This is a genomic window from Microbulbifer regidiadema (SeqCode) (assembly GCF_052466995.1).
In genome coordinates this window covers 638,216-662,434 of sequence record NZ_CP174297.1, presented here as the reverse complement: position 1 = coordinate 662,434, position 24,219 = coordinate 638,216, and the positions used below count along the sequence as shown (strand labels likewise).

Genomic DNA, 24,219 nt, shown 5'->3' with positions numbered 1-24,219 from the left:
GTCACTCCCGCCGCAAGGGCCTGCGCGGGTCTATAGACTCCTCTAGTGCCGCCGCAACAATATAGGCCTCCAGCCTGTGTTCATAGGTTTCGGTATGGTCGTATCCCATGCGCTGTAAGCAGCGCTGGATATAGTCGGCATCCGGGGATTTATCGTGCCAAACCCGGCGCCCCTTAAAGATAGAAGTCAGTTTTTTCCAGCCGCTCTTATCAGCAGCGCGCAAATGCTGTAGCGCCACTGCCAGTAGAGCCTCCTCATCCGTAAAATCCGTACCCAGGGGATAGTGGGGCAACTCCGCGAGGTATTTTTCACTATCAAAGACACCGGCAAGATACTCAGGGGTATTTTTGTTAAAGCGCTCGGGAATCGAAAAGCTTTTTTCTATTTTCCCCGCACGCTTGGCCCGCTCCAGTAACCCAGCCTGAAAGCGGGCATCGCAGATGCTGAGCATAGCCACCATCACATCCCGATCGGTTTTACCACGCAGGTCCACCGCGCCATATTCCGTCACCACAATATCGCGCAAATGTCGGGGGATTGTTGCGTGAGAGTACTCCCACACAATATTGCTTTCACAGACTCCATCGCGCATGCTCACGCTGGGCAGCGCAATAATTGAGCGGGCTCCCGGTAAATCCCAAGCCTGGGCAACAAAGTTATACTGCCCGCCCACGCCACTCACGACGCGATTATCCGCCAGGGCATCGGAGACAACGGCGCCCCCGAGTGTCACCATCATGGCGGAATTAATAAAGCGTGCATGCTGGCGCTGCGCCACCTTGAGCGCCCTCTGGCAGCGAAGGTCATTGGTAAAATAAATATCAATCATATCGAGCCCATCTCGCTCTTGGAGATCGAGCTCACGCAACTCCCGGTACATTAGCTCTGGGCCCAAATAGAAACCGCCATGCAACCAGGTGCCGCCAACTATTTTGTTATTCAGGCAGGAGCCGATTAAGCGGCGACGTCCATGCTCGCTGTGCAGATCGCACTCTTCCTCCTCCCCATCCGGAGTCAGTAATTTATGGCCCCGCCAACTGTAACTGGGATCGATAATGCCAAAGCGCTGTAAAAACTCCGTATCCGCCATCGTTAAGGGACAGTGGATGCGACCGGCATTCTTCAGTGCCAGCAGGGTCTCCTCTTGCACTGTGTCAGTGATCTGATCGCTATCCAGCAGGTGCTGAAGTGTCGCATCGGCGTAAACTTTGCGAGTGAGAACTCCCATTCTGCGCAGGTGTAAAAAACCGTGAGGCACCATTTCACTGGCGGCATATAGCCCCCGCCGAAAAGGCTCGGTGCGCGGGGGCAAACCCTCTCGGTAGCACTCACCACCCCCTTCAACCAGGTCATCCAGCAGCCGCTCAAAAAGGCTGCCTTGCTGGTGTCGCAGACGCAGGGCATGGCAAACCGCATCCCCAATAGCACCTATGCCCAACTGTAGGGTACCCCCATCCTCGATCAGGCTGGCAATATGGAATGCGATACCGTATTCCGTATAAGTCACCGGCAGAGCCGGAAGCGCAAACAGCGGCGTGTTAAACGCCTCGCCGGCAAGTAAAAAATCAAAGGCATTTGCCGGCAGCTCACTGCTGCCGTCGATATAGGGGAGCTGAGTATTTACCTCACCCAATAAGTAGATCGGGTAATTTTTATGCTGGGCTGCCAGCTCAAGTACAGGTCGGGTCAGATCTGGATTACAACTCAAACTGTATTTGTCCCCCTGCTCTGATGGCGCCACCATCTGCGCAATAACATTCACCCCCCGATTGATCAACTCCCCGGGCACCTGGGTGTAATTTGCACTCACATGATGTTGCTGAGCATAGCTATTTCCGAGCAATGAGCCGGGCTGCATAAAGAATTCAATCACCCGAATATTACTCGGCAGGTACCCTTTGCGCCTGGCGGGCACATAGGCAAGGTCCTGATATTGGCTGTAAATAGAATCCAGTAACGGCTGGATAAAGCGCCGGGAAATATCCCCTTTCGCCCGGGGCCGCTCTAGCGTCAAGGCCGTAAATATTGTCAGTGAAATTGAAGGGTCTTGTGCGGCGCGGGCGTACAAGGTATTGACAAAGTGATTGGCCTTGCCCAAACCCAGCGGCAATCCCAGCACGATTTGCTTGCCGACGACCTGTAAGAGCTTATCGATGCACGCCTCTACATTGGAAAAAGTTTCCGGGGGGCCTTTGTGCGAAAATTCCATCAAACGTCAATTCCCTTGCATTTTATTGGACTGCCCCCGCACGCCCACCCAAGTGTTCAAAGTGATCCACTTGAATCGCCCTCTCCACGGCATCCGCCGTATCGTAGAGTGCTTCAGCCTCCTCAGCACTGATAAGGTTTTTCTCCAATCCCTCCGTCACAGAATCCCTACTGAGCGTGCGAATTCCCCCCTGCTTTAACTTTTCACGAGCGCGCTCGGAGGCGCACACCCGATCAAACGCCTGCTCAATAATATCGACTCCATCACCGGGCACACCGAGAAAAACCCCCTTGGTCAAGCGGTCGCGGGTCTCTGAGGGGGTCAGCAATAACTCCGCACACGCTTTCGCCTGTCGATCTGAAGCCGTGTGAACACTGTGCCCCCAGGGCATAGTCAGGAACTGCATTAACTGGCCAATAAATGGGCGGGGGAAGTTTTGAAATACCTCAAGTAAATTCACTTCAATCTTGTGCAGCCCGTCACGCATAGCAAATTCCAACAGCGGCAGATCATCTTTGGGGTTGCCGTCATCATAGAAGCGCTTCAAGGTGCAACTGAGAAGATACAGTTGACTCAATACATCCCCCAGGCGGGAAGAAATCAACTCCTTGCGCTTGAGCTCTCCCCCCAAGCTCATCAGGGAGAACTCTGTAACCAGCGACAGCACCGCCGAGTAGCGATTCAACTGCCGGTAATACTTGGCCGCATAGCTCACGTTGCGAGGGCTGTTGGCAAATAAGCCCACCGTCCAGCCGTGAAAAACACCCCGACAAAGTGCTTTAAACTGGAACCACAGGTGCTTGGGCAGCAACTTGTCCAACGCCTCCAGCCCCACTTCAGAGTCCGGGTTTTCCGCCGCCAACATCTCCTGCAAGATATAAGGGTGGCAGCGAATTGCGCCTTGACCAAAGATCATCAAGCTGCGTGTGAGAAGGTTGGCGCCCTCTACAGTAATTGCCACCGGTATGGCCCGATAGACATTGCCCAGGTAATTCAGCGGACCATCCATAATGGCCTTGCCCGCATGGATATCCATTGCATCAATAATGGCCTGGCGCAGGCCGCAGGTAGCATTGGCCTTCATAATCGCAGTGATCACCGCCGGCTTTCGCCCCTCATCCAGGGCTCGGGTAGTGGTTTTATGGGCGCTATCCAATACAAATGCGATAGAGGCAATTTCAGCCAAGCGACGCTGTACACCCTCGAAACGGCCCACAGGAACATTAAACTGCTCGCGCACACGGGCGTATGCTCCGGTCAGGCGCGCGGCCATTTTTGCTCCCCCCGTAGACAGTGAGGGCAGCGAAATACCACGACCGGCAGCCAGAGCACTCATCAGCATCTCCCAGCCCTTACCTACATTTTCCTCGCCGCCAATAATCCAATCCATGGGCATAAAAACATCTTTTCCCCAGTTGGGCCCATTCTGAAAAGCCTGCATAGCCGGAAGGTGCCTCTGCCCAATCGTAACCCCCGGTGTATCTGTGGGCACCAGAGCGACCGTAATACCCAGCGCCTCTTCATTACCGAGAATGTGATCTGGATCATAGAGCTTAAATGCCAGACCGAGCACGGTGGCAATTGGCCCCAGGGTGATATAGCGCTTATGCCAATTCACCCGCATACCCAGTACTTTTTCTCCCTGGTACTCACCGTAGCAGACAACCCCATAATCAATCATGGAGGCAGCATCAGAACCGGCCTCTGGGCTGGTCAGTGCAAAACAGGGAATATCACTGCCATTCGCCAGGCGCGGCAGGTAGTAGTCCTTCTGCGCCTGTGTACCATGGGCCAGCAATAGCTCTCCGGGACCCAGAGAATTGGGCACCATCACGGTGACACCGACACAAGTACTGCGGGTGGTAATTTTTGTCACTATCTCCGCATGTGCTGTGGGAGAAAACCCGAGACCACCATATTTTTTCGGAATAATAATACCCAAGAAGCGATTTTTTCGCAGAAAGTCCCAAACATGCTCCGGGATATCATGATCCACATAGCTAATTTGCCAATCGTTGATCATTTGGCACAGCTCTTCGACCGGCCCAGCTAAAAAAGCCTGCTCCTCCTCGTTGAGTTCAGGCGACCCCATCTCCAACAACTGATCCCAGTCTGGCTTACCGGACAACAACTCGGCATCCCACCAGACCTCACCGGCCTCCATTGCCTCCCGCTCTGTTGCGGAAATTGGCGGAAGTACCCGCTTGATAATTTTTAGCAGGGGCGCGGTAAATAGTTTTTTGCGCAACTCGCTCATTTTCACCTTCCATAGCGGCAGCCAGCACAACAAATGCTGCCAACACCCTCAGAGTCGAGAGGGCCAGCAACACACAATAATAGGAGATTTTTGATCGCAAAAAGAAATTCACAGAGGGAATTCATGACGCCATCCTGACAGACTTTTTATTTTTTGAAAAAAACGGCGCTATTTTTCTTGACCCCATTGAAAATCATTTGAGATTAGCTTTTTCTCACCCCGTCTACACAGATTAACTCTGTGAGACCCGCACTCCTTTCAATTAAATAACCATTTTACTGAGAGGTCAGCTTTATAACTTTTTTGAAAGGAGGGTAAAAATAAACAAGGACTTTGATATGAAAAGACTAATAGCTATATCCTTCAGCAGCATCGGATTGATGTTCCCTTCATTAATTTATGCCGGCCTTATCGGCGAGGAACCACGCTTAGACCCAAAAGATAGAATCAGCCAGCATGAAATAACCCAAAACGAACTACACCTCGACGAAATACGTGAGGCGGGTTTAATTATTTTCAGCACCCCATTTAATCGCTACGATGGCTACGGTGACGGCCCCCATGAGCTGTCCGAACCGGACAACAACACCCCCGAGGGCGGCAACAGACCAACCCTCCAGGGCAACGGCACATTTTTGCGAGCCAATGGGCTCGATGCGCAGAACTGTCTGGAATGCCACACCATTATCAGCAATAGAACCGTCCCCGCCACACTGGGGATTGGCGGGGGCGGCGGTTTCTCTACCAGTGTATTATTCCGCCCCGCCAATATTGATATTATCGATGAAAATTTTGATGGTGTTGCCGAATTCAATGGGCGCCTAATCAACCCGGTATTTTTATTTGGCGCTGGCGGCATTGAATTGGTGGGCCGGGAAATGACTTATGAATTACAGGGACTCAAACAATACGCTCTCAACAATCCCGGCACTATCGTTGAGTTGGAAACGAAGTCCGTTAATTTTGGACATATTGTCGCCGACCAATATGGCAACCTGGATACCACTAATGTCGAAGGTATCGATCACGATCTGGTAGTCAGGCCCTTCGGACGAAAAGGTGACAATGCCTCAGTCAGGGAGTTTGATGTGATAGCCCTGGCATTTCACATGGGTATGCAGGCTGTGGAAGAATTTGGCGGGGAGACCGCAGATGCTGACAACGACGGGGTGGTCAATGAGATTTCTGTTGGCGACCTATCTGCACTCAGTATTTTTATTACCACTCTGGAGCGTCCATTTGACATTGACGAAAGGGAACACCGCGAAGGACGCCAGCTATTTTCAGATATTGGCTGCGCCGACTGCCATCGCCCGAACATGGTCACAGAGAGGAAAACCCTACCCTATAAGTTAACCGGCTCTCCAGAGGCGCCCTTTGAAGATATTTTCTACGAGGTGGATCTGACTAAACACCCCACTAAATTTCGTCAGGCACGCAGTGGCGGTATAGAGGTTGAGATGTTCTCCGATCTCAAGCGCCACGATATGGGCGAGGGACTGGCCGAAAGCGCCTTCTTCCAGACGGAGCAGCAAAATCGTGAATTTATCACTGCCCGACTTTGGGGGGTTGCGGATACCGCACCCTATTTGCACGATGGACGGGCAACTACCCTGGCCGAAGCAATTTTCCTTCACGACAGCCCCGGAAGCGAAGCCAGTAGTGCGGCGCAGAACTTCAAATACTTGAGCAAAAGCGAACAAAATAAAGTCTTAGCTTTCTTGATGTCCCTAAGAATGCCGGAAGATCCAGTGGATGATTTAATCAATCCTCGCCGCTAAGCACATTGCTGGCAACCGGCGGCACCTTTAGTTTAGGGCTGCCAGTTGCCAGTTGCCAGTTGCCAGTTGCCAGTTGCCAGTTGCCAGTTGCCAGTTGCCAGTTGCCAGTTGCCAGTTGCCAGTGTTGAAAGGCTTAACTCAACGCCTTGTTCGCTATAATAACGCCATTGTTGTCCGCATACAGGTATTCCCCCGGACGAAAATCCACCCCACCAAAACTTACCACCAAGTCCCTTTCACCAACCCCTTTTTTTTCTGTTTTCATCGGATGGCTGCCCAATGCCTGCACCCCCAGATCCAATTGCGCAATTTCATCTACATCGCGTATACATCCGTACATCAAGATACCCTCCCAGCCATTGGCAACCGCTTTTTCAGCCAGCATATCCCCGAGACAGGCGCGGCGCATCGAGGCCCCGGCATCCACCACCAACACCTTGCCCTGGCCGGGTTCAGCCACCAGCTCGCGCACCAGGGAGTTATCTTCAAAACATTTGATAGTCACAATTTGCCCACCAAAACGTTCGCGCGCGCCATAGTTGATAAACATAGGGTCGACGACACGCACATCATCGGGATAGGCATCACATAAATCGGGGGTTGACTTGAGCATCAATATTCTCGCTGCAATTGATCAAAAAAATGATAATAACGAGAAAAAAGCGGGAGGGCTAAGAAGTAGATAAATACCGGGTATCACCTCAATGGATAATACCCGGCCAAGCCTTCGCTGCCACGAATTCGATACTAATGCGTAACTCGAACCGGAGTACCTATACGCACATGTTGATAGAATTTTTTTGCCATATCCGGGGGCATACGCACACAGCCGTGTGACGCCGGATAGGAGGGAACATGGCCAGAGGCATGCAGACCAACACCGCCATTAAAACGAATATAATTATTCATCTTCGCACCTCGATACACAGTCCCCAGCGGGGGGCGATGCTTGCGAGTATTGACATCCGCTTTTACCACCCGACCCGTACGCCTATCGACAAAACTACCGTAAATAGATGAGCGGTGATAAGGGTGTTTGGAAAGTACACGGAAATGGCCGGGGCGCGTTCTATAGCCCTCTTTTCCAGAGGAAATACGAGAGACACCCACCAGCTTTCCGCCTTTATACAAATAGGCGCGCTGCTCACTCAAATCAACCCGGATTGATGCACTTCCCCCCTTAGCTGCGGCCCGATCATCAAACCAGTTTGCCGCGCGGGGGGCAGCACCTGCCGGCGGCGCCGCCATCAACGCCAGCAGGCACACCATTAAAAAGAGATGCAATATGGGGATTGGTAACTGTCTACTCACTTGCATAGATCACCTCACCGAGTCTGGCCCCTCCCTGCACGCCAGCAGACAAACAGCCTGGCGGCAACTTCTAATTGTGTGACTGCGGGGCAAATACCCACAGCGAGCATTGCTCTGAAGTACATTCGTGCAACCTGTCTTTTCGGGTTACACGAAGTCTTATAACTCTTTCGATTCTATTGAGGCACGCGGCAATATTTAGAATGAATTCTTCTTTGTGCGCAGACTGATAGAGACTTATATTTTTTGGATAATGTAGCCGACAAAAATTTCAAACAAAATTTGCAGAACAAAATAAGAAATTTCTAGGCTTTACCGCAACAGGGGACTCAAATTTTATTGCGACAGGCACAGCCACAATTAAAAAAAACAGCGGGGTAAGATAAGGGGAAATATTGGAAAAGCGGCCCGCAAAGGGGCCGCTTGCAAAGGAAGATTAAGCTTCCTCGTTAGCCAGGAATAGCCAAGTATCGACGGCGGTATCCGGGTTCAGGGAAACGCTGTCGATTCCCTCATCCATCAACCAGCGGGCAAAATCTTTATGGTCAGATGGACCCTGCCCACAGATACCCACATACTTGCCTGCCTTCTTACAGGCCTGGATCGCCCTGGACAGCAGCGCCTTGACCGCCGGGTTGCGCTCGTCGAACAGATCGGCAACCAGACCGGAGTCCCGATCCAGCCCCAGAGTCAGCTGGGTCAGGTCATTGGAACCAATGGAGAAGCCATCGAAGTGCTGCAGGAACTCTTCAGCCAACAGCGCGTTGGATGGCAGTTCACACATCATAATGACCTTGAGGCCATCTTCACCGCGACGCAAGCCGTTTGCAGCCAGCAGGCCGACTACTTCTTCAGCCTCTTCCGGAGTGCGCACGAAGGGCACCATAATTTCAACATTGGTCAGCCCCATTTCATCGCGAACTTTCTTCAGCGCGCGACACTCCAGGGCAAAACACTGGCGGAAATCTTCGGAGCGGTAGCGAGCCGCGCCACGGAAGCCGAGCATCGGATTTTCTTCGCTGGGCTCGTACAACTGACCGCCCACAAGGTGTGCGTATTCATTGGACTTGAAGTCGGACAGGCGCACGATAACGCGATTCGGCGCAAAAGCCGCCGCCAGGGTCGCGATACCCTCTACCAGTTTTTCGACGATGAAATCTTCTGGAGAATCGTATCCACCGATACGCTCACGAATATTCTGCTGCAGATCTTCCGGCAGGCTATCCAGTTCAAGCAGTGCTTTCGGGTGAATACCGATCATGCGGTTGAGAATAAACTCAAGGCGCGCAAGACCGACACCCTGGTTTGGCAGGTGGCTAAACGCAAATGCGCGATCCGGATTGCCCACGTTCAGCATAATCTTGAACGGCAGCTCCGGCATTTCCGCAACTTCAGTTTCCTCGCGCTGGAATTCCAGCTCGCCGGCCATCACAAAACCGGTATCGCCCTCGGCGCAGGAAACCGTCACCGGGGTACCGGTTTCCAGTAACTCAGTGGCGTTGCCACAGCCCACCACTGCGGGAATCCCCAGTTCACGGGCAATAATTGCCGCGTGACAAGTACGGCCGCCGCGATTGGTGACAATAGCGCTGGCCTTTTTCAACACCGGTTCCCAATCCGGGTCGGTCATATCGGTCACCAGGACTTCACCGTCCTGCATCAGTGCCATATCTTCTACGGATTCGAGCTTGCGCACCGGACCTGCGCCAATACGCTGGCCGATAGCGCGGCCTTCGCACAGCACATCGCTGCGCTCTTGCAGGCTGTAGCGCTCGATGCTGGTTCCCTGATCGCGGGAACGCACTGTCTCCGGGCGCGCCTGTACGATAAACAGCTTGCCGCTATCGCCATCTTTGGCCCACTCGATATCCATCGGGCGACCGTAGTGCTCTTCAATTTTGCGGGCCTGGATCGCCAGGTCTGTCAGTTCCGCATCGTTGAGGGCAAAGCGCTGACGATCTTCATCCGCCACCGGGACAGTCTTCACGGAACGACCACACTCGCCGCTCTTATCGTAAATCATCTTGATCGCTTTACTGCCGCGATTGCGGCGCAGGATCGCTGGGCGGCCCGCGTCCAGGGCGGGCTTGTAGAGGTAGAACTCGTCCGGGTTTACCGCACCTTGAACAACGGTCTCACCCAGACCGAATGCGGCGGTGATAAAGATCACATCGCGGAAGCCGCTCTCGGTGTCCAGGGTAAACATCACCCCCGCTGCACCGGTCTCACTGCGCACCATGTGCTGAATACCCGCAGACAGGGCAACACCCACATCGGCATAGCCGGTGTGTACGCGGTAGGCGATAGCGCGGTCATTGTAGAGGGAGGCAAAAACTTCTTTTACCGCTTTCAGTACCGCATCGATACCGCGAATATTCAGGAAAGTTTCCTGCTGACCAGCGAAGGACGCATCCGGCAAATCTTCGGCAGTGGCGGAGGAACGCACTGCAACAGCGGTCTCGGCGCCACCCAGAGCCTCGTAGCCCGCGCGAATTTCTTGCTCCAGCTGCTCTGGGAACGGGGTCTGTAGAATCCAGTTGCGGATCTCATCACCCGCCTGGGCCAGCTCGGTGACATTGCCGACATCCAATCCCTGCAAACGCTCGGCAATACGCTGTTCCAGCTGCTCGTGGGCCAGAAAAGCCCTAAAGGCTTCTGCGGTGGTGGCAAAGCCACCCGGTACGCTCACGCCGGCACCGGCGAGAGAAGAGATCATCTCGCCCAGCGATGCATTCTTGCCGCCGACTTTGTCGACATCGGCCATGCCCAGTTTTGCGAAGTCGATCGTGAAGTTCGTCAAGTGAAGGCCCTCTAAAATTCAGGTTGAGTGGCGGCAGATTATAAGGATGCGTTTTGTAAAAAATAGCCCGTAAAAATCGGCCAAAATGTTGTAAATTTTCTACAAAATTCGCAAGGTGCCAGAACAAAAGACCTTTGACCCAATCCTCTCTTACAATATCCCCCCTCACGCCAACAAACAGAGCACAAACATGGCAAAAGACAAACGCACCGCTTTCTTTATCTCTGACGGTACCGGTCTCACTGTGGAGGCGATTGGCCACAGCCTTCTCGCACAGTTTCGCGACCAACATGTTGAACAGGTCACACTCCCCTATATCGACTCCACCGAAAAAGTAAAGCAGGCCCTGCAACGCATCGAGAAAGCGGCCGATGAGTCCGGTTTAAAGCCCATCATTATTACCAGTATCGTCTCCGACCAAATCCGGGGGCAGCTACACCAAAGCTCTGCGCTGATGCTCGATATCTTCGAGAACTATCTCACCCCATTGGCCAACCTGTTTAACCGCGACCCCGCACAGATGGTCAATATTTCCCACGGCATCGACAACAATCGCCGCTATACCGACCGCATAGACGCAGTCCACTTTGCCATGGACAACGACGATGGCCGCAGGGTTAGCGAATTCCAGCAGGCCGACGTTATTCTTCTCGGGGTCTCCCGCTCCGGCAAAACGCCAACTTGCCTGTACCTGGCGCTCCAATTTGGCCTCCGCGCGGCAAACTATCCCATCACTGAAGAGGATATGGACTCCACCACCCTGCCAAAGATCCTCCGCCCATTTCGCAACAAACTGTTTGGTCTGACAATCGAGCCGGAGCGCTTGATGCAGATTAGACAGGAAAGACGCGCCAACAGCCGCTACGCTTCTAAGGCCCAGTGTGAATTCGAGGTGCGCCAGGTTGAGCAGATGCTGAGGCGGGCCCAGGTGCCCTTCCTCGACGCAACCCAACTTTCGGTGGAGGAGCTCGCCACCCGCCTGATGTCCCAGGCCGGTATTGAGCGCAGGATTGACTAAAGAGCCACACACACTTTAATTGCCGCCGCAAAATGTGTAGTGTGCGCCGTCTTCCAGACTGCTGTAGCTTGATATGCAAATTGTCCCCCTACCCTATTCGTTAAACACACCTGCCGCTTTTGCGGCAATAGCGGATTTACCTGTTCCCGTATGGCTGGACAGCGGCCGGCCACTGGCAGAGGGGGGGCGCTATGACATCATCAGCGCCGACCCGATAAACACTCTGGAGTTGAACGCCGACACCCCGGAGCCATTTGCCCAGCTGGATGATCTGGTGTGCGAGCTCTGCCCCCAGGACAGGGATTCACAGCTGCCTTTTTGCGGTGGCGTTATTGGCTACGCCGGCTACGAGCTCGGTGTAGAGGGAAATTACCTGCCCGCAGATATGCGCCCCACAGATCTGCCCGCCGGCTTTTTCGGGCTCTATACCTGGGCCTTTATTGCCGATCACCAACTGGGCAGCAGCCACCTGGTCTTCCACCCCGCCTGCCCGCCCCAGCAGGTTCACGAGTTAAAACAGCGGTTTGCCGCTATCCGCTGGGAGAGCCCCCCCAGCACCGGCAATTTCCAGCTCCTGACACCGTTTGAGCACGAATTGAGTGCGGAGGCTTACCGGGCCCGAATCGAGCAGATACTGGAATATATCGCCGCCGGCGATATCTATCAGGCAAACTTTACCCAGCGCTTTCAGGCGCCCTATAACGGCGATTTGCTGGCGGCCTACCTAGCTTTGCGCACTCGGGCAGCGGGCCCCTTTTCCGCCTATATGGCCCTGCCTCAGGGCAGTCTGCTCAGCATGTCCCCAGAGCGCTTTATTCAAGCCGATGGTGCCAGCCTGCGCACGGAGCCGATCAAGGGCACAGCGGCAAGGCTGGTCGACAAGCTGGCGGATCAGCGCGCGGCCTTCTCTTTACAGAGAAGCCCCAAGGACCGCGCCGAAAATCTGATGATCGTAGATTTGCTGCGCAATGATTTCAGTAAATTATGTCGCAGCGGCACAGTGCGCGTTCCCGAGCTATTCCAGTTGGCGAGCTTCGCCAATGTTCACCATCTGGTCAGCGTGGTCACTGGCGAACTGCCGGAGGAGGCCGTCTACAGCGAGCTACTGGAAGCCTGCTTTCCCGGCGGTTCTATCACCGGCGCTCCAAAGCGGCGCTCAATGGAAGTGATACGAGAGCTGGAGTCCAGCCCCAGGGGCATTTACTGTGGCAGTATCGGCTATATCAGCAGCTGCGGCCGCGCCGATACCAATATCGCCATCCGAACTTTCAGTGCCAACAGTAGCCATTTAACCTGTGCCGCAGGCGGCGGCATCGTTGCAGACTCGGACCCCACGTCAGAACACCAGGAGTGCCTGACCAAAGTGCGCCTACTACTGGAAACCGCCGAACAATTTCTGCAGCAGCCGTCAAACTCACTAAAAAATGTCTAATTTTTAGTCTAAATCGGTGCATTTTGTAGCATCACTACAAATTTCAGTTATAAAGATATCGGCGATTGATATTTCAAAGTTATTAGGTGTTCTGATAGATTCGGTCCATCTTGCCTCTAATGGCATCGCACAGGATCAAGGAAATTATCGTGAAGATCACACTGGTCAAGAAAATTCTCGCCGACGGCTCTCCCTGCGCCAAGTGCCGCGACGTTGAAGAGAAGCTGGAAGAAAATGGCCAAATGCAATTTATCAACCAGACCCTTATCGCCGACGTGCGCGACCCGCAAAGCTCAGGGCTGCAACTGGCGCAACAGCACAAAGTAGAGCGCGCCCCGTTCTTTGTTGTAGAGCGCGAGGGCCAGGAGGCAGAGATCTACACGGTTTACTTTAAGTTTGCCAAAGAAGTTCTGCGCCCCCTCATTAACGTGGAGGCTTAATCACCTCCACCACAGGCCTCTCAGCTCACCGGCTTTTGCCCTCTTCTTAATAGACCGGCAACTCCATATCGGCAAACAGCGCATCCACCTCGGATCGAGATGTCGCTTGTGCCGCCTGATCGATCAGCTCTCGGGTGAGATGGGGGGCAAATTGCTGAATAAACTCATACATAAAGCCGCGCAGGAATATCCCCTTGCGGAAACCAATTTTAGTGACGCTCGATTCGAACAGGTCGCTCGCATCCAGAGCCACCAAGTCTTCATCTCCGCCATCGACCGCCATATCTGCCACAATGCCAATCCCCAGCCCCAGGCGCACATAGGTTTTGATAACATCCGCATCAGCAGCGGTAAAGACCACTTTGGGCGACAACCCTTTTTCCAGGAAAGCTTCATCCAGCTTGGAGCGACCGGTAAAGCCGAACACGTACGTAACGATCGGGTATTTCGCCACATCCTCAAGGGATAGCTTACTCACCTGGCAGAGGGGGTGGCCTTTCGGCACCAGAATGCAGCGATTCCAGCGGTAGACTGGCATCATGACCAGATCACTAAAAAGCTCTAGGGCTTCAGTGGCGATAGCAAAATCAGCGGTGCCATCTGCGGCCATCTCAGAGATTTGCATAGGCGTTCCCTGATGCATATGCAGGGAGACTTCCGGGTAGCGTCCAATAAACAGCTTTATGATTGACGGCAGAGCATAGCGCGCCTGAGTGTGGGTAGTGGCGACTGCGAGACTGCCTTTTTTATCGTTACTGAACTCTTGCGCAACCTGTTTAATATTCTCCACCTTGCGCATAATTTCGCCGGCGGTTTTTAGAATTGCCTCACCTGCCGGGGTCACCCTGGTAAGGTGCTTGCCACTGCGGGCAAAGATTTCCACACCGAGCTCATCTTCCAATAAGCGGATTTGCTTGCTAATTCCCGGCTGGGAGGTATAGAGACTCTGCGCCGTAGCAGAAACATTGAGGTCGTGATGGGCCACTTCCCAGATATATCGCAACTGCTGCAGCTTCATAAGTCCTCCCTTTCGTTCAGTGCGCTCCTGGCCAAGAGCGAATAATTCATTTTTTGGTTGATAGTTATAAAAACTATCTTGAGTTATACGAGAAAAGAATAGCAGTGAATCAGAGCCAGGGCCAATAGACGGTTGAATATCCGTGGTAGAGACGGAAGTGTCAATCTACTTTGGATGATGCCAGCCTTTCTGTCGGCATTATTTTCCAGTGCCCAGTCGCCTTGCTCGAAGTGGCGCGAGACACCGCATAAAATACGCCCAACAGAAACACCCCTCGCTCAATGATTGAAATACCTAGGCCTTAATATTGGCGATTCCATGGGGAACGTGGCCCGTCGCCACATGCTCAGCGGCAGAGGCACAGTGGCTGGGCTGATCATCAAAGAAGACATCGGCACCAAACGCCTGCAAAAACTCCCCCTTCGGCAACCCCCCCAGAAAAACGGACTCATCCACTCGAATATCCCAGGCCCGCAGGGTTCTGATAACCCGCTCATGAGCCGGCGCGGAGCGAGCAGTGACCAGGGCCGTGCGAATCGGACAAGTATCCATTTCAAACTCCGCCTGCAACCGGTGCAGAGCTTCGAGAAACCCCTTGAAGGGCCCACCGCCCAACGGTTTTTGTGCCGATACGCGCTCGGCCTCAGCAAAGGCCGCCAATCCCTCTCTTTTGTAAATTTGCTCAGCCTCATCGGAAAAAATGACTGCATCACCATCGAAAGCAAAGCGCAAAATATCATTCCGACTCTCGCGACTCGCCCCTGCAACCAGGGTTGCGGCTGCAACTCCCTGCTCCAATGCCCGGCGAACATCGACACCATCGGCGGAAAGAAACAAGTTGCACCCAAACGGAGCAATATAGCGGTACGGGCTTTCGCCATTACAAAAGGCTGCCCGTGAAATATCCAATCCGTAGTGCTCTATGGAGTTGAACACCCGCAACCCGGTATCCGCACTGTTTCTCGATAGCAGGATCACTTCGACCCTAGGCTCCCCCTCTAGAAGGTTATTAATCTTCAACAGCTTTTCTACCAGGGGGAAAGCATCCCCCCTGTTCAGGATGTCATTTTCCCGCTCAACCTGATAGTGGGAAAAGGCGTGCAGGCCCTGCTCCTCAAAGACCCTGTGGCTGTCACCGAGGTCGAATAGAGCGCGAGAGGAAATAGCAATTACCAACTTGTCAGGACGTACAGCCATTGAGACATCTCCAGGTCTTTAATCAACTAAAGTAACCTATCCCCACCACTCAGCGATAGTGCAGCGATACCAACGGCGATTCACAGCCCCAAAACACACTGATAGACGGGGTTGAAGAGTCCCCACCCAGAGAAAGGTTAGCGCCCAAGGTAAACGACAAGCCTATATTCTACAAATATGAGGATATAGGCAATCACACCCGCTCAGTTTTCACACCGACCCTGGGCACCTCTGAGCAATTCTGCGATACCTGTGCAAACTCCGCAGGATGGATCTTAAGGATCACAGCTGCGGTAAAGGGCTATATCCATGCGCGACAACACCTGTAACCGCCAAGGGCCACAGAGATATTGCGGGTTTATTTAAAGCCCCCTTTACACCCGCGCCATAGCATTGAGCGGGTTAAGACAATTTAGGCTTTAAGGTAAGGAATGGTACAAAATGCAATCTTATCGCCCCCAATTACCTCTGCAATATTTCCATACCCCCATCAAGGAAAATCAAAACAATAATAAAGTTTAAACTTTAAGTTAACCCAGCTACCAAATTCACACTTCATCAGATATAAAAATAGCAAAGCACAGCTTATGTGCACCTCAAATAAAATCCGTGAATTCCGCACCAAAAATTGGCAAGCAAATTGCGACCCCCAACCAATTTAAAAACCGAGGAAAATTATAAAAAAGCAACCCGCTATATCTAGCAATAAGTGACTAAACTACCCGTCAGACCTTCCTTAATTAACCGAACATATAAACAGAAAAAAATGTGACACACGCAACAAAATAAAAACATAAAGATTAAAACAATAATTTTAACGACACAGACATATTGCCATAAATAATAGTAGCGGATATCGTTATTCCGCCTTGTAATGGCAACAAAGCACCTCAGGAACTTCCGTGCAACCACATCCATACGGATTCCAACCGGTAGCGCGCGACAATTTCAACGGTGAAATTCGACGGGTCAATCTATCCCAGATCGCACTTTAAGCTGAGCTTTTCTAAAAGCTCCTGGTTTACCCTGGCCCATCGATAATAATCATAAAGAGAAAGCTAAAATGAAATATTTATTAGGAGCAGCAAGCACGCTCGCATTAGCCATTAGCGCCCAGGCCGCAGAGCGCATTCCTGTCACAGCAGATCTGCTTTCCAATCAGTCGCTGGCCTCCATTGCCGGCTCTGATATGAAATTGGAAATGGTACGCGAACGTACACTTCCCAATGGGAAAACAGTCGCTCGATATCAACAGACTCACAAGGGCATTCCTGTTTGGGGGAAAACAGTTGCCAGCACCAAGCATGGTTTATCGCAAAAAGTCAGAGGGCATGTACTTTCAGGCCTTGAGCTTGAGGTTCCCACCGCTCGCGCCTCTATTGATGCCGACAATGCAATTGAACGGGCCATGACCCATCAGTTGGATTTGCGCGCACAAAAAGGGACAACTAAGCGGGCATTGTCTATGCCCGCACTAAAGCTAAACGCCCAAAACCAAAAGAAAGAACTGTATGTCTACGTCGACGAAAATGACCAAGCTCGCCTAGCCTACCTGGTCAACTGGGTGGAGTACGGCGAAGAGCCAACCAGACCCTTCTATTTTATTGACGCCCTCACCGGTGAAGTTATTCAACAGTGGGATGGACTGGCCTTCCGGAACGCTACAGGCCCCGGCGGCAATGAAAAAACTGGGCGCTACGAGTATGGAAGCGACTATCCCAGCCTTGAGGTCGATAGCAGCTGCGCCATGAGCACCGACAACGTTGAAACGGTGGATATGGACCACGGTACCAGTGGGGGCAGCGTTTTCTCCTTCACCTGCCCGGAGAATGATCACAAAGAAATCAACGGGGCCTACTCCCCCCTGAATGACGCCCACTTCTTTGGCAACGTAGTTTTCAACCTGTACAGCGACTGGTATGGCTCATCACCACTCACGCAAAAATTAAAAATGCGTGTGCACTATAGCAGCAACTACGAGAATGCGTTCTGGGACGGTAGCCAGATGACTTTTGGCGATGGTTACACAACTTTCCATCCGCTGGTCAGCCTGGACGTATCCGCCCACGAAGTCAGCCACGGCTTTACTGAGCAAAACTCAAACCTGACCTATTCCGGCCAATCAGGCGGTATCAACGAAGCCTTTTCCGATATGGCCGGTGAAGCCGCCGAATACTATATGAAAGGCACTAACGACTGGATGGTGGGAGCCGATATTTACAAAGCCGATGGCGCCCTCCGCTACATGGATGACCCCACCCAGGACGGCCGCTCAATTGGCCATGCCGATGATTACTACAACGGCATGGATGTGCACTACAGCTCCGGCGTATTTAATCGGGCCTTCTATCTGATAGCGACATCAAATGGCTGGGATACCCAGAGCGCCTTCGACATTTTCGTACTGGCAAACCAGACCTACTGGAATTCAAGCACAGATTTTGTCGAGGGTGCCTGTGGAGCCCTGTCTGCGGCTGAAGATCTCGGCTATAACACAGCAACCGTCACATCGGCATTTAACACTGTCGGCGTATCTACCAGTAGCTGTAGTGACGATGGAGGCTCCGGCTCTGAGGGCTGGGAGGAGACCAATTTATCAGGTCGCCGCAATAGCTGGCAGCACTTCACCCTGGACGTACCCTCCGGCGCCTCCTCTTTAACCGTAGAGATGTCCGGCAGCAATGGCGATGCCGACCTCTATGTTCGCTACGGTGCCACACCCACATCCAGCAACTGGGACTGCCGCCCCTATTTGTCGGGCAATGAAGAAACTTGCACCTTTAGCAATCCCAGTGCCGGCACTTGGTATATCAGTGTACTCGGCTACACCTCATACCGAGGCGTAACACTGTCTGCTCAGAGCGAGTAACAGCCATGGCGGGTGCCGATACACTTGCGTATCGGCACCCTCTGCCAGCACTTGTATTAATTTCCAATCTTGTCCAATAAACTGTGGTAGAGCATTCCCAGCACCAGGCCCGGCCATCTCAGTAAAGTACCGCCGGGAAAGGTTGTTTGCGGAAGGGAGGAAAATACCTGGTAACCTTCACTCTCCCCGTAAATAGCATCTGCCAGGAGCTTTCCGGCAAAAGTTGCCGTGGATATACCGTGCCCAGAATAGCCCTGACTGTAATATAGGCCGGGCTGCAACTGCCCCATGCAGGGCATACGGTTCACCGTAATAGCCAGCGTCCCTCCCCAGCCAAATTCAACCCCAATATTTTCCAACTGCGGATAAACTCTCAACAGATACCTGCGCACAAAGCTGCGAATATCTTTTGGGAAACGCTTGGTGTAATTTTCTCCACCGCCAAAAATTAATCGGTTATCACCAGACAACCTCCAATAATTGATCACAAACAAGCTATCTTGCAGGGCAAAATCATTGGCGATGACCTCTTTGGCAAGACCTATCGGCAAAGGCTCTGTGGCCAGAACAAAGTTATTAATAGGCATAATACGTCCAGCCAGGCGCGGCTCCAGATTTTTCAGGTAACCGTTACAAGCTAAAACCAGCTTTTCCGCCCTCACCTGCCCTCGCGCAGTACTAATGCTGAAGGGGGAAGCCCCTGAATACCCCAGTACGCGACTGCCCTCAAAAAAGCTGACTCCCGCCGAAGCCCCTGCACGGGCCAAACCCAAGGCAAAATTTAGTGGATGGAGGTGCAGCGAACCAAAATCCACCTGGGCCCCAAGGTAGCGTTTACTGCCGACAAGTTGCCGGGCTTCACCTTTCTCCACATACTCTAATTGTCTATACCCATATTTCTTCCTGAGCCTTTCGGCTTCATACCTCAGGTATTTATCGTGACTAGCCTTTGCCGCAAGATGCATAATTCCGCGCTTCAGGTCACATTGAATCTGGTGCCTGACTATAAGGCTCTCTACCAGCTGGACCGCACTGATACTCAAGCTCCAGAGCCGTTTGGCAACCCCAAATCCGAACATAGCCTCCAGATCAGCCTGACTCCGCCTTTGTCCGACACCAACCTGGCCACCATTCCGCCCTGATGCCCCCCAACCAATTCGCTCAGCCTCCAAAAGAACCACGCGATAACCCCGCTCGGCCAAATGCAACGCACTGGAAAGCCCGGTATAACCGCCACCCACAATACAGACATCCGCTTGCACATCCCCTTCCAGACAGGGGTATTCGCAAGAATCATTGGCCGTAGCGGCATAATAGGATTTAACATGCCCATCCAACTCCTTCACGCTAAACCTGCCGCAATTTGATTCGCCTTCATATTTTTACCTGCCGCCCTCAAATGCCACTTAAATAAACAGCGAAGTTTCAAGCGGCAGTATATAGTTCCTCTAGGGAGATCAGTTTCAGCGCGGGATTCAGGGGCGCCGATTACGAAATTTCATTCAGGGAGGAACGACAACCTACGGCTAACCCATGGATAAAATTATAACCTGGCTGGAAAATCACAATATTACAGAAATCGAGTGCCTGGTTCCCGACATGTCAGGCAATGCCAGAGGCAAATTCACCCCCACCAAAAAGTTCCTAACTCAAGACAGTCGCCTGCCAGAAAGTATTTTGGTGCAAACCGTTACCGGGGACTATGTCGACGAACACAACGAACTTGTTGATCCCGCAGACACGGATATGCGTCTGATCCCAGATCCCAGCTCAATGCGCTTAAATCCTTGGGCCAATGATCCAACAGCACAAATTATTCACGACTGCCACTATCGCGATGGAACCCCCCACCCAATAAGCACCCGTAACATTTTAAAGTTTGTCCTTAAAAAATATGCAAATAAAGGGTGGGAACCCGTTGTTGCCCCGGAAGTAGAGTTTTACCTTATCAAAAGAAACCTGGACCCGGACGAAAAATTATCGGCGCCAGTAGGAAGATCGGGACGCACGGAAAAAACCCGCCAATCCTATAGTATAGACGCTACCAATGAGTACGAATCTATTATTGAGGATATCTATGATTTTTGCGAAACCCAGGGAATTGATATCGATACGCTAACCCATGAATCAGGCACCGCACAAATAGAAGTCAATTTCCGCCACGGGGACCCCCTTCAACTGGCCGATCAAGTTTTCACCTTTAAGCGTACAGTGCGCGAAACCGCCTTGCGCCACGGCATTTATGCCACTTTTATGGCAAAGCCCATGGAGGATGAGCCGGGAAGTGCTCTACATTTACACGAGAGCGTAACAGACAAAAAAACCGGGAAAAATATTTTTGTCGATAGCAAGGGAGAAGAAAGCCATAACTTCTTGTATTTTATTGGCGGAATGCAAAAATACACCCCTGGATTTATTAGTTTTTTCGCCCCGAACGTCAACTCCTACCGCCGTTTCACACCGGAGATGTCTGCACCCACCAGTCTCCACTGGGGTTACGACAACCGAACAACAGGTCTTCGTGTCCCCGATAGCCCCCCACAAAGCAAACGCCTTGAAAACCGCTTCCCCGGGGCAGACTGCAATCCCTATCTCGCTATAGCGGCCTCTCTCGCCTGCGGATATTTGGGCATGATTCACAAAGTGGCAGCGAGCGCACCCTATCAGGGCGACTGCTCCAAAGAGCCGATTACCCTACCCCGCACACAAGAACACGCTCTAGCACTCCTATCGGATTGCGAAGAGGCAAAAGAAATGTTTGGCATAAAATTCGTAAAAGCCTGGAACGCAATTAAGCGAAGTGAATACGAGGAATTTAATCGCGTGATCAGCTCCTGGGAACGAGAATTTCTATTATTAAATGTATAAACAACCACCCCTTCAAACCCCACAAAAACAATAAATCATTATTTGAAATTTTATTTTTCGAAAAAAACCACCCTCCCACGCTCTTTCTCCGGCAGAACATTACCTCCTAATTTGTGACTCCCCATGCAAAAATATCGAAAAAAATTAAAATATATTAGTTTGCCATCATCTTTATATTGCCTACGCGCCGATGCAGGGTAATCTCTGCTTGCCCAATATGTTTGGGCAACCGGTTTGAGAAAGCGAACGCCACTGCCGCAGGTGCGGTCCCTTCCCTGGCGACGGTTATCTTCTGCTGTCTTACCGCAAAAAAAATCCAGCCCGTATCAGCCAGCCAGATTTAATACGGCCCCCACACGGGAAAACCGCTGTACGCAGGCGGATTTATATATAAAAAAGCTATAAAAGGGAAAGCTAGCAATGAAGCATTTTGTAGGACTCAGCTGCACTTTAGCGATAGCTATTAGTGCACATGCCGTTGAGCGTGTCCCCGCCACAGTGGATATGCTCTCACCACAGACGTTAGCAACCGCTGGCGGATCGGATATGGCGCTCGAAAAAGTTCGTGAGCGCACCCTCATCAATGGTAGAACTGTAGCCCGCTACCAACAGACTCATAAAGGTATTCCTGTCTACGGCCAAACGGTCACCAGCTCTGGGCAGGGTCTAATTACCGAGGTTCACGGTGATGTGATTACCGGATTAGAGCTGGAAGTTCCCAATATCAGAGCATTTATCGACGAAGAAAATGCGATTGAACGGGCAATGGACCACCAGATTAACTGGCGTGCGCAACAGGGAATCGCTCAGCGCACGCTGTCACTTCAAGCACTAAAACTGGAAGCGCAAAACCCGAAAAAGAAACTCTATATCTATATCGATGAGCAAAATGATGCTCGCCTGGCCTATTTGGTCAATTGGGTAGAGTATGGCAGTGATCCCACACGCCCCTTCTACTTTATCGATGCGATGACCGGTGAAGTTATCAAGCACTGGGACGGCTTGAATTTTCAGCAGAATGCCACGGGACCAGGGGGCAACACAAAAACCGGGCGCTACGAGTACGGCACTGACTACCCCCACATGATTGTTGATAACAGCTGCGCGATGGATACGGACAACGTCGAAACCGTTGACATGAACCATCGCACTAGTGGCGGCAGCATTCACTCATTTACCTGCCCGGACAATGATTACAAGGAAATTAACGGCGCCTACTCACCACTCAATGATGCCCATTTCTTTGGTGGTGTCGTCTTTGACCTCTATAGCGACTGGTACAATACCTCGCCACTGACACAAAAACTGCGAATGCGGGTGCACTACAGTAACAACTACGAAAATGCCTTCTGGGACGGCAGCCAGATGACATTTGGTGACGGCCAGAGCTATTTCTATCCGCTGGTTAGCCTCGATGTTTCCGCTCACGAAGTCAGCCACGGCTTTACTGAACAAAACTCAGACCTGAATTACTACAACCAGTCCGGTGGTATCAACGAAGCCTTCTCTGATATTGCCGGTGAAGCCGCCGAGTACTATATGCGCGGCAGCAATGACTGGCTTGTCGGCGCTGAAATCTTTAAGTCCAGTGGCGCACTCCGCTACTTTGAAGATCCAACCGATGATGGCAGCTCCATTGGTCATGCCGATGACTACTATAACGGCATGGATGTGCACTACAGCTCCGGTGTCTTTAATCGAGCCTTCTACCTGCTGGCCAACACCAATGGCTGGAACACCCGCACAGCATTCGACACCTTTGTTCTCGCCAACCAAATGTACTGGGGTGCCAATACAGATTTTGATGAAGGTGGCTGCGGTGTTTACTCAGCGGCATCCGATTTGGGCTACGACACCGCCGACGTTGCTGCCGCATTCTCTACAGTAGGCGTCTCCACTAGCGCCTGCGGCGGCGGTGGTAATAACACTGTTGAACTCGAAAATGGTGTCCCCGAGACCGGCCTCGGAGGTAGTTCCGGAGATGATCTTCAATTTAGCCTGGATGTATCCGGAGATGCCACAGACCTCTCCTTTGTCATGTCAGGTGGCAGTGGGGATGCTGACCTCTACGTGCGCTTTGGTTCCCCACCGACAACCAGCACCTATGACTGTCGCCCATATGAATCGGGCAACAACGAGACCTGTGATATCGCTAACGTACAGAACGGAACCTACTACGCCATGGTTTATGGCTACAGCTCCTTCTCCGGGGTCAGTCTGGTAGGCAGCTACACCGGCGGTGGTGGTGGCGGCGGCAGCGACAGCTGGGAGGAAACCGACCTTTCCGGCTCTCGCCGGAGCTGGCAGCACTTCACTATTGAAGTGGATAACGGCGCCTCGACCCTGGATGCTGTAATGGAAGGTGGCAGTGGCGATGCCGACCTCTACGTTCGCTTCGGTCAAGAACCAACGCGCCTGGCTTACGACTGCCGCCCCTACCAGTCAGGCAATGATGAAAGCTGCAGTATTAGCAATCCGGATGCCGGCACCTGGTATATCAGTATCCGCGGCTACTCTGCATACTCTGGCGTTACCCTGAGCGCCAGCACTGAGTGATAGGAGGGCGCCCACCCTAGCAACTTTATGGGCTGGGCGCCGCACTCAATCGATCGAAGCAGCAACAGCGATCGGGAAATCCCCCCGATACGGATCCATTAAGTGCTTTCATTTACCGATCAGACACAAAAAATCCGGGGCCCTTAATAAGGGCTCCGGATTTTTATGTACTTCAAGCCAAATATGGTTGCTCCCCACCCTGTCACAGTAGAGCAACTCCTCTCTCGCCCTGAAGCCTCCCGTCAAAATACTGAAAGCCGTGCCTGCAAACAGCGGGTTCCGCACCTCCCTGGCAAGCGCCCGCCCCCTAAAAAGGACAGCCCGGGGTTGGTAAGACTCTATAAACTGAGCGACAACCAATCAACGCCCTATCTCAGCTGCCAAAACACCATCGCCGGCCTTGGCGCCGAGCAAGAACACAATCCCCCAGGGGCAGCAAAAGATGGGAACTATAAGACCCCTA

Annotated in this window: 15 protein-coding genes; 7 read left to right on the top strand and 8 right to left on the bottom strand. The window is 52.3% G+C overall.

The window, feature by feature from the left end; translation table 11 throughout:
• Position 1: 1 nt before the first annotated feature.
• Positions 2–2,209, bottom strand: a complete 2,208-nt coding sequence (locus ACJJIK_RS02845; protein ID WP_444944136.1) for an acetyl-CoA hydrolase/transferase C-terminal domain-containing protein — start codon at positions 2,207–2,209, stop codon at positions 2–4.
• A 22-nt stretch (positions 2,210–2,231) separates the two neighbouring features.
• Entirely contained in the window at positions 2,232–4,466 is a 2,235-nt protein-coding gene (locus ACJJIK_RS02840; RefSeq protein WP_444931272.1) for an acyl-CoA dehydrogenase, read from the bottom strand.
• Between the two features lie 338 nt (positions 4,467–4,804).
• On the opposite strand from ACJJIK_RS02840, the gene ACJJIK_RS02835 reads away from it, so the two are divergent.
• Positions 4,805–6,247, top strand: coding sequence for a di-heme oxidoredictase family protein (locus ACJJIK_RS02835; RefSeq protein WP_444931273.1), 1,443 nt, complete (start codon positions 4,805–4,807; stop codon positions 6,245–6,247).
• A 133-nt stretch (positions 6,248–6,380) separates the two neighbouring features.
• Here ACJJIK_RS02835 and rraA read toward each other — a convergent pair whose 3' ends face one another.
• The 3 genes from rraA to ppsA all read right to left on the bottom strand — a co-directional run bounded on the left by rraA (position 6,381) and on the right by ppsA (position 10,358).
• Positions 6,381–6,860: a ribonuclease E activity regulator RraA gene (gene rraA / locus ACJJIK_RS02830; protein ID WP_444931274.1), complete on the bottom strand. Its 480-nt coding sequence runs from the start codon at positions 6,858–6,860 to the stop codon at positions 6,381–6,383.
• Positions 6,861–6,994: 134 nt separating this feature from the next.
• Positions 6,995–7,558: a L,D-transpeptidase gene (locus ACJJIK_RS02825; RefSeq protein WP_444931275.1), complete on the bottom strand. Its 564-nt coding sequence runs from the start codon at positions 7,556–7,558 to the stop codon at positions 6,995–6,997.
• 436 nt (positions 7,559–7,994) lie between these two features.
• Positions 7,995–10,358 carry a phosphoenolpyruvate synthase gene (gene ppsA, locus ACJJIK_RS02820; protein ID WP_444931276.1) on the bottom strand — a complete coding sequence of 788 codons (2,364 nt, stop codon included), beginning with the start codon at positions 10,356–10,358 and terminating at the stop codon, positions 7,995–7,997.
• 190 nt (positions 10,359–10,548) lie between these two features.
• Between ppsA and ppsR the strand changes: the two genes are divergently transcribed.
• From ppsR to ACJJIK_RS02805, 3 genes are all read left to right on the top strand, one after another.
• Entirely contained in the window at positions 10,549–11,376 is an 828-nt protein-coding gene (gene ppsR / locus ACJJIK_RS02815) for a posphoenolpyruvate synthetase regulatory kinase/phosphorylase PpsR (RefSeq protein WP_444931277.1), read from the top strand.
• A gap of 73 nt (positions 11,377–11,449) precedes the next feature.
• Positions 11,450–12,808, top strand: coding sequence for an aminodeoxychorismate synthase component I (pabB, locus tag ACJJIK_RS02810; RefSeq protein ID WP_444931278.1), 1,359 nt, complete (start codon positions 11,450–11,452; stop codon positions 12,806–12,808).
• 149 nt (positions 12,809–12,957) lie between these two features.
• Positions 12,958–13,248, top strand: a complete 291-nt coding sequence (locus ACJJIK_RS02805) for a hypothetical protein (protein ID WP_444931279.1) — start codon at positions 12,958–12,960, stop codon at positions 13,246–13,248.
• A gap of 46 nt (positions 13,249–13,294) precedes the next feature.
• Here ACJJIK_RS02805 and cysB read toward each other — a convergent pair whose 3' ends face one another.
• A complete protein-coding gene (gene cysB, locus ACJJIK_RS02800) occupies positions 13,295–14,266 on the bottom strand; it encodes an HTH-type transcriptional regulator CysB (protein WP_444931280.1) in 972 nt (323 codons plus the stop codon).
• 294 nt (positions 14,267–14,560) lie between these two features.
• Positions 14,561–15,463 carry a 5'-nucleotidase gene (locus tag ACJJIK_RS02795; RefSeq protein WP_444931281.1) on the bottom strand — a complete coding sequence of 301 codons (903 nt, stop codon included), beginning with the start codon at positions 15,461–15,463 and terminating at the stop codon, positions 14,561–14,563.
• Positions 15,464–16,526: 1,063 nt separating this feature from the next.
• Between ACJJIK_RS02795 and ACJJIK_RS02790 the strand changes: the two genes are divergently transcribed.
• On the top strand, positions 16,527–18,332 hold the full coding sequence (locus ACJJIK_RS02790; RefSeq protein ID WP_444944135.1) for a M4 family metallopeptidase: 1,806 nt from the start codon (positions 16,527–16,529) through the stop codon (positions 18,330–18,332).
• Positions 18,333–18,388: 56 nt separating this feature from the next.
• On the opposite strand, the gene ACJJIK_RS02785 is transcribed toward ACJJIK_RS02790, so the two are convergent.
• Positions 18,389–19,678: an NAD(P)/FAD-dependent oxidoreductase gene (locus tag ACJJIK_RS02785; RefSeq protein WP_444944134.1), complete on the bottom strand. Its 1,290-nt coding sequence runs from the start codon at positions 19,676–19,678 to the stop codon at positions 18,389–18,391.
• 187 nt (positions 19,679–19,865) lie between these two features.
• Here ACJJIK_RS02785 and ACJJIK_RS02780 point away from each other — a divergent pair, with 187 nt between their 5' ends.
• On the top strand, positions 19,866–21,200 hold the full coding sequence (locus ACJJIK_RS02780; protein ID WP_444931284.1) for a glutamine synthetase family protein: 1,335 nt from the start codon (positions 19,866–19,868) through the stop codon (positions 21,198–21,200).
• Between the two features lie 420 nt (positions 21,201–21,620).
• On the top strand, positions 21,621–23,756 hold the full coding sequence (locus tag ACJJIK_RS02775) for a M4 family metallopeptidase (protein WP_444944133.1): 2,136 nt from the start codon (positions 21,621–21,623) through the stop codon (positions 23,754–23,756).
• Positions 23,757–24,219: the final 463 nt, after the last annotated feature.

What these genes read in the sequence shown, in the direction of transcription:
- ACJJIK_RS02845 (WP_444944136.1), bottom strand. Translation starts at nt 2,209, where the DNA reads ATGGAATTTTCGCACAAAGGCCCCCCGGAAACTTTTTCCAATGTAGAG.
- ACJJIK_RS02840 (WP_444931272.1), bottom strand. Translation starts at nt 4,466, where the DNA reads ATGAGCGAGTTGCGCAAAAAACTATTTACCGCGCCCCTGCTAAAAATT.
- ACJJIK_RS02835 (WP_444931273.1), top strand. Translation starts at nt 4,805, where the DNA reads ATGAAAAGACTAATAGCTATATCCTTCAGCAGCATCGGATTGATGTTC.
- rraA (WP_444931274.1), bottom strand. Translation starts at nt 6,860, where the DNA reads ATGCTCAAGTCAACCCCCGATTTATGTGATGCCTATCCCGATGATGTG.
- ppsR (WP_444931277.1), top strand. Translation starts at nt 10,549, where the DNA reads ATGGCAAAAGACAAACGCACCGCTTTCTTTATCTCTGACGGTACCGGT.
- pabB (WP_444931278.1), top strand. Translation starts at nt 11,450, where the DNA reads ATGCAAATTGTCCCCCTACCCTATTCGTTAAACACACCTGCCGCTTTT.
- cysB (WP_444931280.1), bottom strand. Translation starts at nt 14,266, where the DNA reads ATGAAGCTGCAGCAGTTGCGATATATCTGGGAAGTGGCCCATCACGAC.
- ACJJIK_RS02795 (WP_444931281.1), bottom strand. Translation starts at nt 15,463, where the DNA reads ATGGCTGTACGTCCTGACAAGTTGGTAATTGCTATTTCCTCTCGCGCT.
- ACJJIK_RS02790 (WP_444944135.1), top strand. Translation starts at nt 16,527, where the DNA reads ATGAAATATTTATTAGGAGCAGCAAGCACGCTCGCATTAGCCATTAGC.
- ACJJIK_RS02780 (WP_444931284.1), top strand. Translation starts at nt 19,866, where the DNA reads ATGGATAAAATTATAACCTGGCTGGAAAATCACAATATTACAGAAATC.
- ACJJIK_RS02775 (WP_444944133.1), top strand. Translation starts at nt 21,621, where the DNA reads ATGAAGCATTTTGTAGGACTCAGCTGCACTTTAGCGATAGCTATTAGT.